At 73.9% G+C, this 14,781-nt stretch carries 10 protein-coding genes and 1 tRNA gene; 1 reads left to right on the top strand and 10 read right to left on the bottom strand.

Annotated features, from left to right (window positions below):
• Positions 1-153 precede the first annotated feature (153 nt).
• Positions 154-4,329, top strand: a complete 4,176-nt coding sequence (locus ACFXG1_RS04745; protein ID WP_384740993.1) for an amino acid adenylation domain-containing protein — start codon at positions 154-156, stop codon at positions 4,327-4,329.
• A gap of 89 nt (positions 4,330-4,418) precedes the next feature.
• Here ACFXG1_RS04745 and ACFXG1_RS04740 read toward each other — a convergent pair.
• From ACFXG1_RS04740 to ACFXG1_RS04695, 10 genes are all read right to left on the bottom strand, one after another.
• Positions 4,419-4,503: transfer RNA gene (locus ACFXG1_RS04740), tRNA-Leu, on the bottom strand.
• A gap of 213 nt (positions 4,504-4,716) precedes the next feature.
• Positions 4,717-5,106, bottom strand: coding sequence for a hypothetical protein (locus tag ACFXG1_RS04735; RefSeq protein WP_384718377.1), 390 nt, complete (start codon positions 5,104-5,106; stop codon positions 4,717-4,719).
• A 160-nt stretch (positions 5,107-5,266) separates the two neighbouring features.
• Positions 5,267-6,451 (bottom strand): sugar phosphate isomerase/epimerase family protein, encoded by a 1,185-nt coding sequence (locus ACFXG1_RS04730; protein WP_384740990.1) that lies wholly within the window; start codon positions 6,449-6,451, stop codon positions 5,267-5,269.
• Between the two features lie 2 nt (positions 6,452-6,453).
• Positions 6,454-7,857: an alkaline phosphatase family protein gene (locus ACFXG1_RS04725; RefSeq protein ID WP_384718373.1), complete on the bottom strand. Its 1,404-nt coding sequence runs from the start codon at positions 7,855-7,857 to the stop codon at positions 6,454-6,456.
• Positions 7,858-7,898: 41 nt separating this feature from the next.
• Positions 7,899-9,068, bottom strand: a complete 1,170-nt coding sequence (eboE, locus tag ACFXG1_RS04720; RefSeq protein ID WP_384718371.1) for a metabolite traffic protein EboE — start codon at positions 9,066-9,068, stop codon at positions 7,899-7,901.
• A 19-nt stretch (positions 9,069-9,087) separates the two neighbouring features.
• Positions 9,088-9,945 (bottom strand): TatD family hydrolase, encoded by an 858-nt coding sequence (locus ACFXG1_RS04715; RefSeq protein ID WP_384740987.1) that lies wholly within the window; start codon positions 9,943-9,945, stop codon positions 9,088-9,090.
• 4 nt (positions 9,946-9,949) lie between these two features.
• Complete coding sequence (locus ACFXG1_RS04710) at positions 9,950-10,597, bottom strand: EboA domain-containing protein (RefSeq protein ID WP_384740984.1); 648 nt, start codon at positions 10,595-10,597, stop codon at positions 9,950-9,952.
• Complete coding sequence (locus tag ACFXG1_RS04705) at positions 10,591-11,448, bottom strand: sugar phosphate isomerase/epimerase family protein (protein ID WP_384740981.1); 858 nt, start codon at positions 11,446-11,448, stop codon at positions 10,591-10,593. Before ACFXG1_RS04705 ends, ACFXG1_RS04710 begins: the two co-directional genes overlap by 7 nt.
• A gap of 220 nt (positions 11,449-11,668) precedes the next feature.
• Complete coding sequence (locus ACFXG1_RS04700; RefSeq protein ID WP_384740978.1) at positions 11,669-12,688, bottom strand: SCO3242 family prenyltransferase; 1,020 nt, start codon at positions 12,686-12,688, stop codon at positions 11,669-11,671.
• Positions 12,689-13,464: 776 nt separating this feature from the next.
• The gene (locus tag ACFXG1_RS04695) at positions 13,465-14,619 is read right to left on the bottom strand and encodes an inositol-3-phosphate synthase (protein ID WP_384741130.1); all 1,155 of its coding nucleotides are present in this window, start codon (positions 14,617-14,619) and stop codon (positions 13,465-13,467) included.
• Between the last annotated feature and the right edge of the window lie 162 nt (positions 14,620-14,781).

Here is a 14,781-nt window from a genome sequence, read left to right as displayed (position 1 = left end):
CCACTGGCTTCAACGGAGCCGGCAGTTGCCGATCGAGGCGAATTCATAATACTGCCGGTTCCGTTATGCTGGGAAAGCTTCATCGGCCTGAACCGGCATTCCGTGCGCCTTAGTTCGTATTTATTTTCGAATCGTCACTTCCCAGGGGGAAGCTTGCTGTCCGATCCACTCCCCCGGTCCGGCGATGGTGACGCCCGTCTGCCCCTGGCGTCGGGCCAGCGTGAAATCTGGTTCAGCCAGGCCAGATCCGGGCACGAATCCGCTTTCCGTATCGCCGAGTATCTGGAGATCGGCGGTCCGGTGCGGATCGAGCTGCTCGAGGCCGCGCTCCGGAGGGCCGTGGCGGAGGCCGAACCGCTCAATGTGCGTTTCGGATCGCGGGCCGGGGTGCCGTGGCAGACGCTCGATACGGCACGGGACTGGGAATTCCCCGTGTTCGACGTCAGTGGTGAGCCGGACCCTCGGGGGGCCGCGGAAAGCTGGATGCGTGACGATCTGCGGCGGCCGATAGACCTTGAGCGGGAGCCGCTGTTCTCCTATGCACTGTTCACCCTGGCACCGAATCGATCGGCGCTGTATCAGGGCTTTCACCATATCGTCATCGACGCGGCGGGCGGCGCGCTGGTGATGCGGCGAATTGCCGAACTGTACACGGCGCTCGTCGAAGGGATCACTCCGCCGGAGTCCCCCTTCGGATCGCTGCGGCGGCTGATCGAACGCGATACGGCTTACCATTCCTCGCCGGAACACACCGCCGACCGCGCCCACTGGGCCGAGCGCTTCGCGCACTGCCCCGAACCGGCGCGACTCGCCGCCGACACCCGGGCCGCCTTCCCGCCCGCCTCCCTGCGGGAGACCGTGCACCTCGACGACGAGGAGGCGGAACGGCTGCGTACAGCGGCGAGGACCGCCGGGGTGCACTGGTCGGTCATGCTGCTGGCGGCGACAGCGGCGTACACCCACCGGCATACCGGCGCGCCCGATGTCGTCATCGGCCTGCCGGTCACCGCCCGCACCGACGCCGAACTGCGCGCGGTTCCCGGCATGCTCGCCAACATCGTGCCCCTGCGCCTGCGCGTGTCGGCGGATACCCGCGTGCGCGATCTGCTGCGGCAGGTCTCCCGCGAGGCCCGGCAGGCTCTGCGCCACCAGCGCTACCGCTGTGTCGACGTCGCCCGGGACCTGCGGCTGCCGGACGCGGGACGCGACTTCATGAGCGCGCAGGTCAATGTCATGTCCTTCGGATACGACTTCACGTTCGCCGGGCACCCGGTCACCGCCCGCAACCTGTCCAACGGCATCATCGACGAACTGAACGTCGTGGCGTACGACAGGACGGACGGCACGGGCCTCCGGATCGATTTCAACGCCCCCGCCGGGCCCTACACCCAGTCCGGTCTCGCCGGGCACCGCGCACGCTTCATGCGGCTGCTGGACGCCTTCTGCGACCTCTCGTCCCCCGAACGCACCGTGGGCGGCGCCGACATGCTGTCCGCGCCGGAACGCCGTCGCGTGCTCGTCGAATGGAACGACACGGCCCGCGCGGTGCCCGACCTCACCCTCGCGGACCTTCTCGCCGCCCAGGCCGGGCGCAGCCCCGACCGTGTCGCCGTGATCGCGGACGAGGGCGGGCAGCGGATGACCTACGCGGAGTTGCGCGCCGCAGCGGACCGGCTGGCCGGCCTGCTCCGGGATCGCGGGGCCCGGCCGGGAGCGTGCGTCGCCGTCGCGCTGCCGCGCTGTCCGGACCTGGTGGTCGCCCTGCTGGCCGTGCTCGCCACCGGGGCCGCCTATCTGCCACTGGATCCCGAGCAGCCGGCCGAACGGCTGGGACGGATGCTGACCGACGCGGCACCGGTGCTGCTCGTCACCCGGCCGGATGTCGGGGCGGCCCCGGCCCTCACCGGGTCGGACCGGGTGCCCCGGCTGCTGATCGACGGCCGCGCGGCCACCGGTTCTCCCCGCGACGGCGGTCCGGCGGCGGACGCGCCCGCGCCGCCGGGCGCGGGCTCCGGGCCGACGGCCGCGGATCCGGGCGAGGCCGCGATGGTCGCGGCGGCGGACGCCGCCGCGCGGCCGGAGGATCCGGCGTACCTCATCTACACCTCGGGCTCCACCGGCCGCCCCAAGGGCGTCCTGGTCCCGCACCGTGCGATCGTCAACCGTCTGCTGTGGATGCAGGACACTTATCGCCTCACCGACCGGGACCGGGTCCTGCACAAGACCTCCATCGGCTTCGATGTGTCCGTGTGGGAGCTGTTCTGGCCGCTGATCAGCGGTGCCGTCCTCGTCCTTGCCCGGCCCGCGGGCCACCGGGACCCGGGCTACCTGGCCCGTGTCATCCGTGAACAGGGCATCACGACGGCGCACTTCGTGCCGTCGGTGCTCGACGCGTTCCTCGCCGAACCCGACGCCGCCGGCTGCGAGGGCCTGCGGCAGCTCTTCAGCAGCGGGGAGGCGCTGGCCCGCGGGACAGCCGAACGGTTCCACGCGCTGCTGCCGCAGGCGGCGCTGCACAATCTGTACGGGCCCACCGAAGCCGCCGTCGACGTCACCCACCACCGGTGCGTGCCGGGTGCCACCGGTCCGGTGCCCATCGGCAGGCCCGTATGGAACACACGGCTGTACGTCCTCGACTCCGCGTTGCAGCCCTGCGCGCCGGGAGTGCCCGGCGAGCTGTATCTCGCGGGCGCTCAGCTGGCCACCGGCTACCACGCCCGCCCGGAGCTGACCGCCGACCGGTTCCCCGCCGACCCGTTCGCCCATCTCTTCGGCGCGTCGGGCTGCCGGATGTACCGCACGGGCGACCTGGCCCGATGGCTGCCGGACGGCAGCGTCGAGTATCTCGGCCGCACCGACGACCAGGTCAAACTGCGCGGTGTCAGGATCGAACTGGGCGAGGTCGAGACCGCGCTGCGGGCCCTGCCCGGGATCGCGCAGGCCGCCGCCAAGGTGATCGGCGAACGGCTCGTCGGCTACGTCACCGAACGCCCGGCGGGCGGCGCACCGCACCCCGGCATCCACGTCGCCGACGCACGCCGGCGGCTGGCGCTCACCCTGCCGGAACCCATGGTGCCCGCCGATCTCGTCGTCCTCGACACGCTGCCGCTGCACGCCAGCGGCAAGTTGAACCGCAACGCCCTTCCCGCCCCCGGGCCCCGGTCCACCTCCGCGGGACCACGACCGGGGCAGGACACGCGCGAGGCACGACTGGCCGCGCTGTTCGGCGAGGTCCTCGGTATCGACGGCGTCCCCGCCGACGCCGACTTCTTCCAGCTCGGCGGACACTCCCTGCTCGCCGCCCGGCTCCTGGCCCGCGTCCGCGAGGTCTTCGGGACCGAACTGCCCATCCGCACACTGTTCGAGGCACCCACCGTGGCCCGGCTCGCCAAGCAGCTCGACCATGCCGTACCGGCGCAGGGACGGGGCCGGGGCCGGCGGGAGGATCCGGCGAGCCGGGAGACCTCCGAAGCCCCCACCGCGCGGGACCGCCTCGATCCGCTGCTGCCGCTCCGCGTCGACGGCCACGCACCCCCACTGTTCTGCGTCCACCCCGGCAGCGGCCTCGGCGGTGCCTACGCCGGCCTGCTCCGCCATCTCGGCCCGGCCCGGCCCGTCTACGCCCTGCAGGCCGACGGGCTCACCGCACCCACCGGGGCGCTGCCCGCCGGCGTGGAGGAGATGGCCGCCGACTACGTCCGGCGCATCCGGGCCGTCCGGCCCTCCGGCCCGTACCACCTACTGGGCTGGTCCTTCGGCGGCCTGGTCGCCCACGCCATGGCGACGCGGCTACAGGCCCGGGGGGACCGGGTCGGCGTACTCGCCGTGCTCGACGCCTACCCCGACAACCGCCGCATCCTCACCCACCTGGCAGAACTGAGCGAGCAGGAGTGGCTGCGACTGCTCCTGGACGACACCGGCGGCGGTCCGGGGGCCGGATCCGCACCGGCCACCGCCACCGAGGAAACACCCCACACCGCCGCGGGCACCGACACGCTGATCGCCGCACTGCGCCGCACCGGCCTGCCCGAACAGCTCCTGGAGGACCCGCAGGCCTCCCCGCTGCTGAGCGTCGTCCGCAACAACCTCGATCTGAGCAGCCGGTTCACCCCTCGTGTCTTCGACGGCGATCTGCTGCTGTTCACCGCGGAACACGGCATCCCCGGACACCCCACCGACCCCGCCCACACACCCCGGCAATGGCAGCGCCATGTGAACGGAACCGTGCACGCCCACGGTGTCCCCGCACAGCACTTCCACCTCCTGCACCCCGGCCCCCTGGCCCGTATCGGCCCGCTGCTCGCCACCGCCCTCACCGAGGCGGACTGAGCCCGCCCACCACCACGGAGGATCCCGAACGCAAAAAGAACTCCCAGCACGGACGGAGCCGTACTGGGAGTTCCGAGAAAAACCTCAAGTGTCCGAGGGGGGACTTGAACCCCCACGCCCGTTAAAGGGCACTAGCACCTCAAGCTAGCGCGTCTGCCATTCCGCCACCCGGACCCAGGTGACCGCCTCGGGGTGACCCCCTCGGCGACATGGACAACAATACCAGGGGTTTGACGTGCGTATCGACCACGTTTCCCGTGGTCAGTGGGGTGCGGGGCGGTTTCGCGGGCCCGGCGGGAGGGGTGCGGACGGAGGCGGTACGGGGCGTTACGCCCCGTGATCGCGGCGGGGTCCCGGCAGGCGGTCGGGAGCCCTGCCGCGGGTGGGTCAGTCGGCTACCCGGCCACTGCTGGGTGCCGAGAACTGAAGGTAGTAGTGGGTGCCGTCGGGGACGCCGTAGGCGACCTCGGTCCAGCTGTTCGCGGGGATCCATGTCCAGCCGTTGCATGTGCCCGCATTGATCCAGCAGGTCCGGACGCTGACTCCCTGAGTGGGACGCACATTGATATCGGCGCAGTTCGGGCCCGTCGTGGCGTAGTTGGCCGGCCACTCCTGGTAGCCGGAGTCCGGGCTGTGGGAGCTGGCGTACGACACGGAGCCGCCGTAACACGTCTGGGCCGGTCCGGCGCTCGCCGGAGCCGCCGCCGCGGCGGTCAGGCCGCCGGTCGCGAGGATGATGGGCAGGAGTGACCTGAGTGTCACCGAGAACGCACGCATGTGCTTCCCCCGTCTCGGAAAGTTGCTGTTGCCACGGAACGTAGTGGCGGTCCCGTCAACGGGTACAGGCGCGATCCGGCCGGTCGTGGGTGGCCTCCCGACTGGGGCAGCAGGTGTCCGGGAGGCCACCCGGGGTCACCGGGGCGTAACGCGGGAGGCATCAGCGGCGGCGGAGGGCCGCGAGGTTTCGGTAGCCGGTGTGGGCGTACTCCATGGACTGGCCGGGAACCGACCCGTTCGGGGCGTTGTCCTGTTCGACCATCGGGTTGTGGAAGTTCCGCTCCCCCACCCGGGAGAAGAACCGGCGGTAGTCGATGTCCCCGGTGCCGAAGGGGACCATGTCGTAGCCCATGCCGCTGGCGGTGTTCACCACACCGTCCTTGGCGTGGAACAGGGGGTAGCGCTTGTTCTGGCGGGCGACCAGCGCCGCCGGGTCGAAGACGCGGCGGACGGGGGTGCCGTCGTGGGCGGTGAAGGTGTGGAACTTGTACTGGGCCACATGCGCCCAGAAGACGTCCATCTCCAGATAGACGTTCTTCGGGTCGGTCCGCTTGAGGAAGTACTCCAGCTTGCGGATGCCCGAGCTGCGGGTGGGGCGGCCCTGGGCGTCGAGGGGGCCGCCGTCCAGGAGGAAGTCGTACGCCGTGTCGTGGTTGTGGGTGTAGAGCTTGACGCCCGCGCGGCGGGCGATCGCGCCGAGCGCGTTCCACTTGTCGGCGGCCTGGTCCCACTCGGCCTTGGTGGAGCCCCAGGTGGGGTCGCCGCCGGTGCCCATGTGGTCCATGCCGAGGATGTTCGCGACCTCCAGGGCCTGCTTGAAGCGGTCGAGGTCGGGGGTGGTCAGCGGCCAGGAGCCGGGGATGAAGCCATGGCTGCCCTGGGCCCGCAGATCGTAGTCGTCGAGCCAGGAGCGGAGCAGGCGGGCGCCGGCGACGGAGTCGAGGTTCGCGCCGCCGGGGGCGTTGGCGTGCTGGCCGTAGCCCGCGAACTCGACCTGGCGGTAGCCGTACCTCGCCAGCTGGCGGAAGACCTCGCGGAAGCCGGACGGCAGATCGGTGGTGCCGGGGTCTCGGCCGATGGCGTCACGCACGGTGTAGAGGATCAGGCCCCGCTTGTCGGCCGGGACGAGCGCCTTGCGGTCATGGCCGTGGCCGTGCCCGTGGCCGTGGTCGTCGTCCCGGTCGCGGCCGTGGGCCAGGGCGGGCGACGCGCCGAAGACGGGTGCGGCCACGGCAGCGGCGCCCACCGCCGTACACGTGGTCAGGAAGCGGCGGCGCTGGACACCCAGGGCGCGGCGCAGCGACTCGTCCTGGGACGGGGACGGCGAGGATCTGAAGAGGGACATGGCTACTCGCTTTCTCGGGGGGCCGCGTCGCCGAGTCCGGCGAGGCGCAGCAGGAGGGACTTCACGTCGGTGGCCGCCACGGGGCCGTCGACGGCGCGGGGGGTGGAGCACAGGAGGAGCGGACCTTCGTCGTCGCTCGCGGGGAGGCGGCCGTGGCTGCCGCGGATCGGGGACGGGTCGAGCGGGACGACCGCGAGCCGGTAGCGCATACCGAGCTTCTTGCGGGCGATCGCGCCCGCCGCCTTGAGGCGTACGTACGGGTCGTGCGGGTCCATGAACAGCTCGACCGGGTCGTAGCCGGGTTTGCGGTGGATCTCGACGAGCTGCGCGAAGTCGGGGGCGCGGGCGTCGTCCAGCCAGTAGTAGTACGTGAACCAGGCGTCGGGTTCGGCGACGGCGACCAGCTCGCCGGAGCGGGGGTGGTCCAGCCCGTACTCCTTCTTGCCCTCGTCGTCGAGCAGCTCGTCGACTCCCCGCAGGCCCTCCAGTACCTCCCGTACCGCCGGAAGGTCCTCGGGGCGCTTCACGTACACATGGGCGATCTGGTGGTCGGCGACGGCGAAGGCGCGGGAGGCCATCGGGTCGAGGTACTCCATGCCGTCCTGGGTGTGGACCTCCAGGAACCCGGCGCGGCGCAGGGCGCGGTTGATGTCGACGGGCCGGGACACCGGGGTGATGCCGTACTCGGACAGGACGACCACGGTCCGGCCCTCGCGGCGGGCGTCGGCGAGGAGCGGGGCGATCACGGTGTCGAGTTCGGCGGCGGCCCGGTGGGAGCGGGGGTCTTCGGGGCCGTACCGCTGGAGGTCGTAGTCGAGGTGCGGGAGATAGCAGAGGGCCAGGTCGGGGCGGCGGGTTCGGAGGATGTGCCGGGTGGCGTCGACGATCCACCGGCTGGAGACCAGATCGGCGCCGGGGCCCCAGAAGTGGAAGAGGGGGAAGGTGCCGAACTTCGAGGTCAGCTCATCGTGGAGGGCGGGGGGCCGGGTGTAGCAGTCGGGTTCCTTGCGGCCGTCGGCGTAGTAGACGGGGCGCGGGGTGACCGTGATGTCGGTGTCGGCGCCCATCGCGTACCACCAGCAGATGTTGGCGACGGTGTAGCCGGGGTGGGCGCGGCGGGCCGCGTCCCAGAGCTTGTCGCCGGAGACCAGGCCGTTGTGCTGCCGCCACAGCAGGACGTCGCCGAGTTCGCGGAAGTACCAGCCGTTGCCGACGATGCCGTGTTCGGCGGGGAGCGTTCCGGTGAGGAAGGTGGACTGCGCGGCGCAGGTCACGGCGGGCAGCACGGTCGACAGCGGGGCCCGGGACCCGGTCTCGCCGAGGGCCCGCAGCCGGGGCATGTGGTCGAGGAGGCGGGGGGTGAGCCCGACGACGTCCACGACCAGGAGGGGGGTGGGTAGCGTCATGGGTGTCCCGGGAGTCGCGGGCGTCGGAGGCGTCACGGGCGTCACGGGAGTTCCTTCAGGCCGAGGTCGGTGAGGAGGTCGCGGGCGAGGGTGAGTTCGGCGGCGATGCCGTCGGCGAGCTGGGCGCGGGTCCGGGGGCGCGACTCGGCGGGGAGCGCCTGCCAGGTGTAGGTCTCCACCTCCAGGTGGTGGGTGAGCGGGGGTGTGCCCACCAGGTGGGTGAGGGTGTCGCGGAGGACGGGGAGGGTGGAGGTGAGCGGGGGTGCGGGTGGGGCGTGCAGGGGTACGTGGAAGTGCGAGCGCCAGGGCCGGTCGTCGGGGAGTGGGCCGCCGGGGCGTACGGCCTCGCCGAGGTCGTCGGTGCCGAGGAGGCCGTCGGGGGTGCGGGTACGGGTCTGGTGGAGGAACCGGGGCTCGGCGAAGGCGGCGAGGGCGTCCCGTACGGCCGGCAGACGGGGTTCGTCGGCGTGGAGGGCGGCGGAGAGCTGGGCCTTGGGGACGGTGATCCCGGCGGCGGTGACGGCCGTGAGGGCGGTGGCCGGGTCCTCGAAGGAGGTCGCGAGATGGCAGGTGTCCACGCAGAGACCGATCCGGGGGGAGCCGACGGCGGCGAGCGGGGCGATGGCGTCGGCGGTGGTCTCCACGACGCAGCCGGGCTCGGGTTCGAGGGCGATCCTGATCGATTTGCCGGTGAGTTCGGCGAGGGCGTCGAGGCGTTCGGCGAGGGTGGTCAGGGCCTGGTGGGCGGTGGCGGCGGCGGTGGCGTCGAAGCCGGTGCGCCAGGCGAGGGGCAGGGTGGAGATGGTGCCCTCGGTGACGTCGTCGGGGAGGAGGGCGGCGAGGAGGCGGGCGAGGTCGGTGGTGTGGGCGAGGCGGTCGGGTTCGGTCCAGTCGGGCCGGTAGACCTTGTACTTGACCTCGTCGGCGCCGAAGCCCTCGTAGGGGAAGCCGTTGAGGGTGACGACCTCCAGGCCCCGGCGGTCGAGTTCGGCACGCAGGGCGCGGAGGGCGGCGGGGTCGGTGATCAGGGCGCGGGCGGCGGCCCTGGCGAGCCAGAGCCCGATGCCGAGGCGGTCGCGGCCGAGGCGCCGGCGGACGGGTTCGCAGTCGTTGCGGAGCTGGGCGACGACGCCTTCGAGGGTTTCGGCGGGATGGACGTTGGTGCAGTAGGAGAGGTGGACGGTGGAGCCGTCGGGGTGGCGGAAGCGCATCGTCGTCGTCCTCCCCGGCTCATTCCCCGCCGCGCAGGACGGAGTTCCCCTCGTGGAGGGCGTGGGCGGAGTCGGGGGCGGGCACGTCGAGCTGGAGTCTGCCGCTGAGGCCGTAGAAGGCGACGGGGTTGTGCCAGAGCACCTGGTCGACGTCGGCCGCGGAGAATCCGGCGGCGAGCATGGCCTCGCCGACGCGGCGGGTCTTCAGCGGATCGCTCCTGCCCCAGTCGGCGGCGGAGTTGACCAGTACGCGGTCGGTTCCGTACGTGGTGAGGATGGCCACCATGCGGTCCTCGTCCATCTTGGTGTCGGGGTAGACGGAGAACCCGAGCCAGCAGCCGCTGTCGAGCGCCGGTTCCACGGTGGTCTCGTTGAGGTGGTCGAGAAGGACCCGGTCGGGCGGCAGATCCGACTCGCGGACGACGTCGACGGTGCGGCGCAGTCCGGTGAGCTTGTCGCGGTGCGGGGTGTGGACGAGGGCGGGCAGCCCGTGCTCGGCGGCGAGCCGGAGCTGGGCGGCGAGGGCCTCGTCCTCGGCGGGGGTCATCGAGTCGTAGCCGATCTCGCCGACGGCGACGACGCCGTCCTTGGCGAGGTAGCGGGGCAGTTCGTCGAGGACGGGGAGGCAGCGGGGGTCGTTGGCCTCCTTGGGGTTGAGGGCGATGGCGCAGTGGTGGGCGATGCCGTACTGGGCGGCGCGGTACGGCTCCCAGCCGAGCAGCGCGTCGAAGTAGTCGTAGAACGTGGCGGGCGAGGTACGGGGCTGGCCCAGCCAGAACGCGGGCTCGACCAGGGCGCGGACCCCGGCGTCGTACATCGCCTCGTAGTCGTCGGTGGTGCGGGAGGTCATATGGATGTGGGGGTCGAAGATGCGCATGGGGTCAGACCTCCTGGTGCGGCGCGCCGGTGAGGGTGAGGGCGTGCGTCAGGTCGGGGGGTACGGGGCGGCCCGCGGCGGTGCGCTCGGCGGCGTAGTCGGTGAGCATCCGGGCGAGTTCGGCGTCGCCGCGGGCGCGGTCGGCGAGCCCGTGGACGGCGGTCAGCGGTACGCCGGTGAAGAGGCACTTCAGGACGGCGTGCCGCCAGGTGTGCGGGTCGAGACGGGCGGCGGCGTACGGCCCGACGGCGGCGGCGACGAGCCGGGTGTCATTGGTCCGCAGGGCGTCCTCGACGAGGGGCAGGACGTCGGCGGGCCCGTCCGCGAGCCGGTCGAGATGGGGCAGCGCGAGCAGCACGGCGCGGCGTTCGGCCGCGGTGCCCCGGTGGTACAGCCGGGTGAGGGTGCCGGGGTCGGCGCCGGCTTCGACGAGGAGGTGTACGCGACCGGAGTCGGCGTGGGCCGCGCCGAGCCGCCGCCCGGCGGAGCAGAAGGCCGACTCCCAGGGGGCCGTTCCTCCGGCGGGGGCCGTTCCTCCGGCGGGGGAGGCGGGGGACGCGGAGGCGCGGGCGGCCTGGGCGACGGCCGTGGTGAACCAGTCGCGGGCTTCGGTGTCGAGGGCCGCTTCGAGGTCCCGGCGGGAGGTCAGCACGTGGTGGCTCCGTTCGCCGGCGGGCGGAGGAACTCGATGGCGGCGCGGGCCATGTCGGGGCCCGCGTGGGAGTGGCGGGGCAGTTCGACGACGGTCAGGCCGTCGTAGCCGGTGTCGGCGAGCGCGGCCAGGACCGGCGGGAAGTCGATCTCCCCGGCGCCGAAGGGCAGATGCTCGTGGACGCCCCGGCGCATGTCCTCGATCTGTACATGGCGGAGCCAGGGCGCGGCCGCCCGTACGCAGTCGGCGGGGCTCGCCTCCTCCAGGCACTGGCAGTGCCCGATGTCGAGGGTCAGCCCCAGCGGTTCCGGGTCGCCGAGGAGTCCGCGCAGCCGGTGGAAGTCGGCGAGGGTGGCGAGGAGATGGCCGGGCTCGGGTTCCACGGCGAGGGCGATCCCGGCGGCGTCGGCGGCTTCGAGCACGGGCGCGAGGGCGTCGGCGAACCGGCGCCAGGCGGTGTCGGGGTCGGTACCGGCCGGGGTGACGCCGCTGAAGCAGTGCACGGCCCGCGCGCCGAGGTCGGCGGCGACCCGGACGGCGGTGACCAGCAGGGCCGACCTGGCGGCCCGTCCCCCGGGGTCGGGGTCGAGGAGGGACGGGCCGTGCTTGCGGCGCGGGTCGAGGACGTAACGCGCCCCGGTCTCCACGGCGACTTCGAGCCCGTACCGGTCGAGCAGGGCGGCGGTCTCCTTGGTCCGTACGGCGAGATCGGGGGCGAGCGGGTCGAGATGCATATGGTCGAGCGTCAGTCCGACGCCGTCGTAGCCGAGGTCGGCGAGGAGCGCGAGGGCGTCGGAGAGTCTGAGGTCGGTCAGTCCGTTGGTGCCGTATCCGAGGTTCAGCCGGTTCATCGGGGCGCACCTTCCATGCGGAGCCGGTTCCGGGCGGGGTGGGGGCGGTCGGCCCGGGGGCCGTGGGGCGGGGGCGTCATGGCCGGGGGCCGGACGGGAAAATGTCGCTCCCCGAGCCGATGGGAGCCGCGTGTTGCCCGTGCCGTACCGCCGGACCCGGGCGGGGTCGGGGCGCCGTCCCGGACCGGGGCGGACCCCGAGGGGCGGCGGCGCGTGTCCGTCATGTCGGGCTCACCCGCCGGGCGAGGGCGCGGGCCATCGGGATCAGGCCCGTCAGCGCGAGGCCCGTCACCGTGCCGGCCGGGTGGCCCGCGCGGGCGGCGAGCAGGGCCTGGAGGGGGATCACGGCCCGGATGCCGCCGCCGACGGCCCGTTCGGTCAGCGGGGGCGACGGGTTGAGTGCGGCATGCGCGTACGGCACCACGGCGGTACGGGCGTACGCCGCGGCGAGCGCGGTCGGCACCGGCCGCCCCTCCCGTACGGCGGCTGCCGCGATGACCGCGACGGCGGCGAGCGCGCCGAGCGGGGCGCGTACCGAACCGCCGTGCACCTCGTGCCGCGACACGGCGGTGACGGCGTACGTATGCGCCCCGAGCACGGCGGCGGCGCGCAGGACGGGGAGGGCGCCGGAGGCTTCGAAGGCCACGGGTACACGGGCGGATGCCGGCCGGGAGTGCCGCCCGGCCGGCGGGCGCGTACCGGCGGGGGCGGAGGGGCCGGGCACGGCCCGGTCGCCGGTACCCGGGCGGCGCGGCGCGGTGGCGGTCGCGCCCAGGAGGAGGTCCAGCGCGCGGGCCGCGGCCATGGCCGCGGGGCCGAATCGGGTGTGTTTCCAGTGGAGGTCGTACGACCAGACCGTCGCGGCCAGCACCGTGGCCACCGCTCCGGCGGGACGGCCCGCGCGGGCCGCCAGGGCCAGGCCGGTCGCGGTGAGGGCGGTGGCGGCGCCGAGCGCGGCGGCGGGGCTGATGCGGCCGGACGGGATCGGGCGGTGGGGGCGTTCGGCGGCGTCCTCGTCGCGGTCCGCCCAGTCGTTGAGCGCCATGCCCGCCTCGTACAGGCAGACCGATGCCCCGATGGCGAGCAGCGTCCCGCGTGCGGGGCGCAGGCCCCGGGCCGCCGCGCCCGCGAGCGCGTCACCGGGGACGGAGAGGGCGGCGGAGATCCGGAGCAACTCGGCCCAGGCGCGCGCCCGGTCGCCGACGGGGGCCCGCGCGCCCCGGGAGTGCGCCGACCGCACCCCCGGGACCGGGCCACCCGCCGCACGGTCGGGGGCGTGGCACCGCCGACCGTGGGCGGGAGCATAGAGCCCCCCGGGCCCGCGGTCGACGGTGGCGACACCGTCGGCGGACCGGGGTGGCCGATTGCCGGGCGGGCCGTCGGCGGCGGGGGGCGCGGGAGGCGTCGACCCGGTCGGGTCGGCGGACCGCTCGGCTCCGGAACGGCCGGCCGGGCCGGGAGTGTTCCGGGCGGCGGCGGAGGGCCCGGGGACCGAGGCGTCCCGCGACGGCCGACGACCATCGGGCCCGCCCGGCGGGAACGGTCCGTCGCCGCGCCGGGCGTCCGGCGGGAGCGGGGTGGCGCCCCGGCGCTGCCCGGGGATCGCCGGGGCGGTGGACCGGTGCCCAGGACCGGGCTCGTCCGGCCGTGGCGTACGCGTCTCCTGGCCGGCCGGTTCGCGGCCCGCCCCGGACTCCGGGGCGGGGACCACTCGGCGCGGCCCGGGCCCGTCCGGGACGTCCGTGTCCCCACCGGTCGCCGGGCGTACGACCGCCGGGTATTCGGCGGACCCCTGATCGGCCGTCGATACGGGGCCGGGCCCCGCTTCGGCGGTCGGCGCGGGCCCCGGGAGTCCCGGGAGCCCGAGGGACCGTGCCAGGCGGCGGACGAACCCGGTTACGGAGACGGCCGCCCCGGCGCCCCGGTCACGCGGGGACGCGACGGCCCGGCCGCCGAGCCTGCCGAGGAACCCCGGCGATTCGAAGCGTGTCACCCGGCCCAGGAGCGTCGTGGGGCTCATCGGGGGTCCCGCAGCCGGTCCGCGAACGACAGCAGCTCCGTGAACTGGTCGGAGAGCGACGACGAGCCGCCGTCCGGGTCCTTGAAGTAGAAGCCGAGTTCGGGCAGCGGGCCCCCGATGCCCCGCTCATGGGCACGTGCCACCAGACGCGCGAGGTCGAGGACGAGAGGCGCGGCGAGCGCCGAGTCGCAGCCCTGCCAGATGGTCTGGAGGATCATCCGGGAGCCCAGGAAGCCCTCGAAGGCGATGTGGTCCCACGCCGTCTTCCAGTCGCCGAGCGCCGGGACGTCGTCGATGTGCACCGTGCCTTCGGGGGCGGTGCCCAGGACATCGGCGAGTACGCGTTCCTTGCCCGCGTTCTTCGCCGCGGCGGCGGCCGGGTCGGCGAGCGCCGCGCCGTCCCCGCCGCCCAGGAGGTTCGTGCCCGACCAGGCCCGGACGGTCAGGGCGCGCTGGACGAACATGGGCGCCAGCACGGAGCGGAGCAGGGTCTGGCCGGTTTTGCCGTCGCGGCCCGCGTGAGGAAGGACACGGGCCGCGGCGGCTGCCTGGAGACCGGGCGTACGGATCCCGGTGGAGGGGGTGAAGTTCACGAAGGGGCAGTCGGCGCGGATCGCGGCTGCGGCGTAGAGGGACGAGGGGGCGAGCCGGGTGGCGCCCGGCTCGGGCAGGGGCTCGGTACTGGAGACGTTGACCACGACGACGCGGGCGAGCCCGTGCCGTTCCCGGAAGCCGGCGATGTCGGCGGCGAAGGCCGTGATCAGTTCCTCGTCGGTACGGGTGTCCCCGGCCTGGGGCCCGCCGGGCCTGATGTCGGCGTCCGCGGCGGCCAGGTCGGCGTGGACCGCGCGGGCCAGACCGGGCGGCAGAACGCCCGCGGCGGTGAGTTCCTCGGCCCGTTTGGGCAGCGGGGCGCAGGCGGTGTCGTGGCCGCCGAAGACGAGGGACCGGAGGTCGGGCAGTCCGGCCGCGGCGAACGGCTCGGTCTCGGTGACCATGCCGGTCGGCGGGCGCAGTCCGGCGGCGACCGCGGCACAGCCCGCGACGGCCGTCGTCGCCACCGAACCGCGCGCTCCGACCAGCCAGACTCCGGTACGTCCCCCGGGGCCGGGGTCGGCGTCCGAAGCGGCGTCCGAAGCGGTCGCGCGCATGGGGTCGGGTTCGCCGGGGGCGGTTTCCTGCGGCACGGCTTTCTCCTCGCGTCGTTCCTGTTCCCGAAGGCGGGGGCTTTCCGTCGGCGGATGGAAGGTGAGGCGGATGGAAGGGGTGGGGGGGTGGGGGTCCGGGTCCCGGGGTCCCCCGGGGGATGGGGT

The sequence above is a fragment of the Streptomyces sp. NPDC059248 genome (assembly GCF_042753905.1).
Classification (GTDB): domain Bacteria; phylum Actinomycetota; class Actinomycetes; order Streptomycetales; family Streptomycetaceae; genus Streptomyces.
This window is presented reverse-complemented; position numbering and strand designations above follow the sequence as displayed.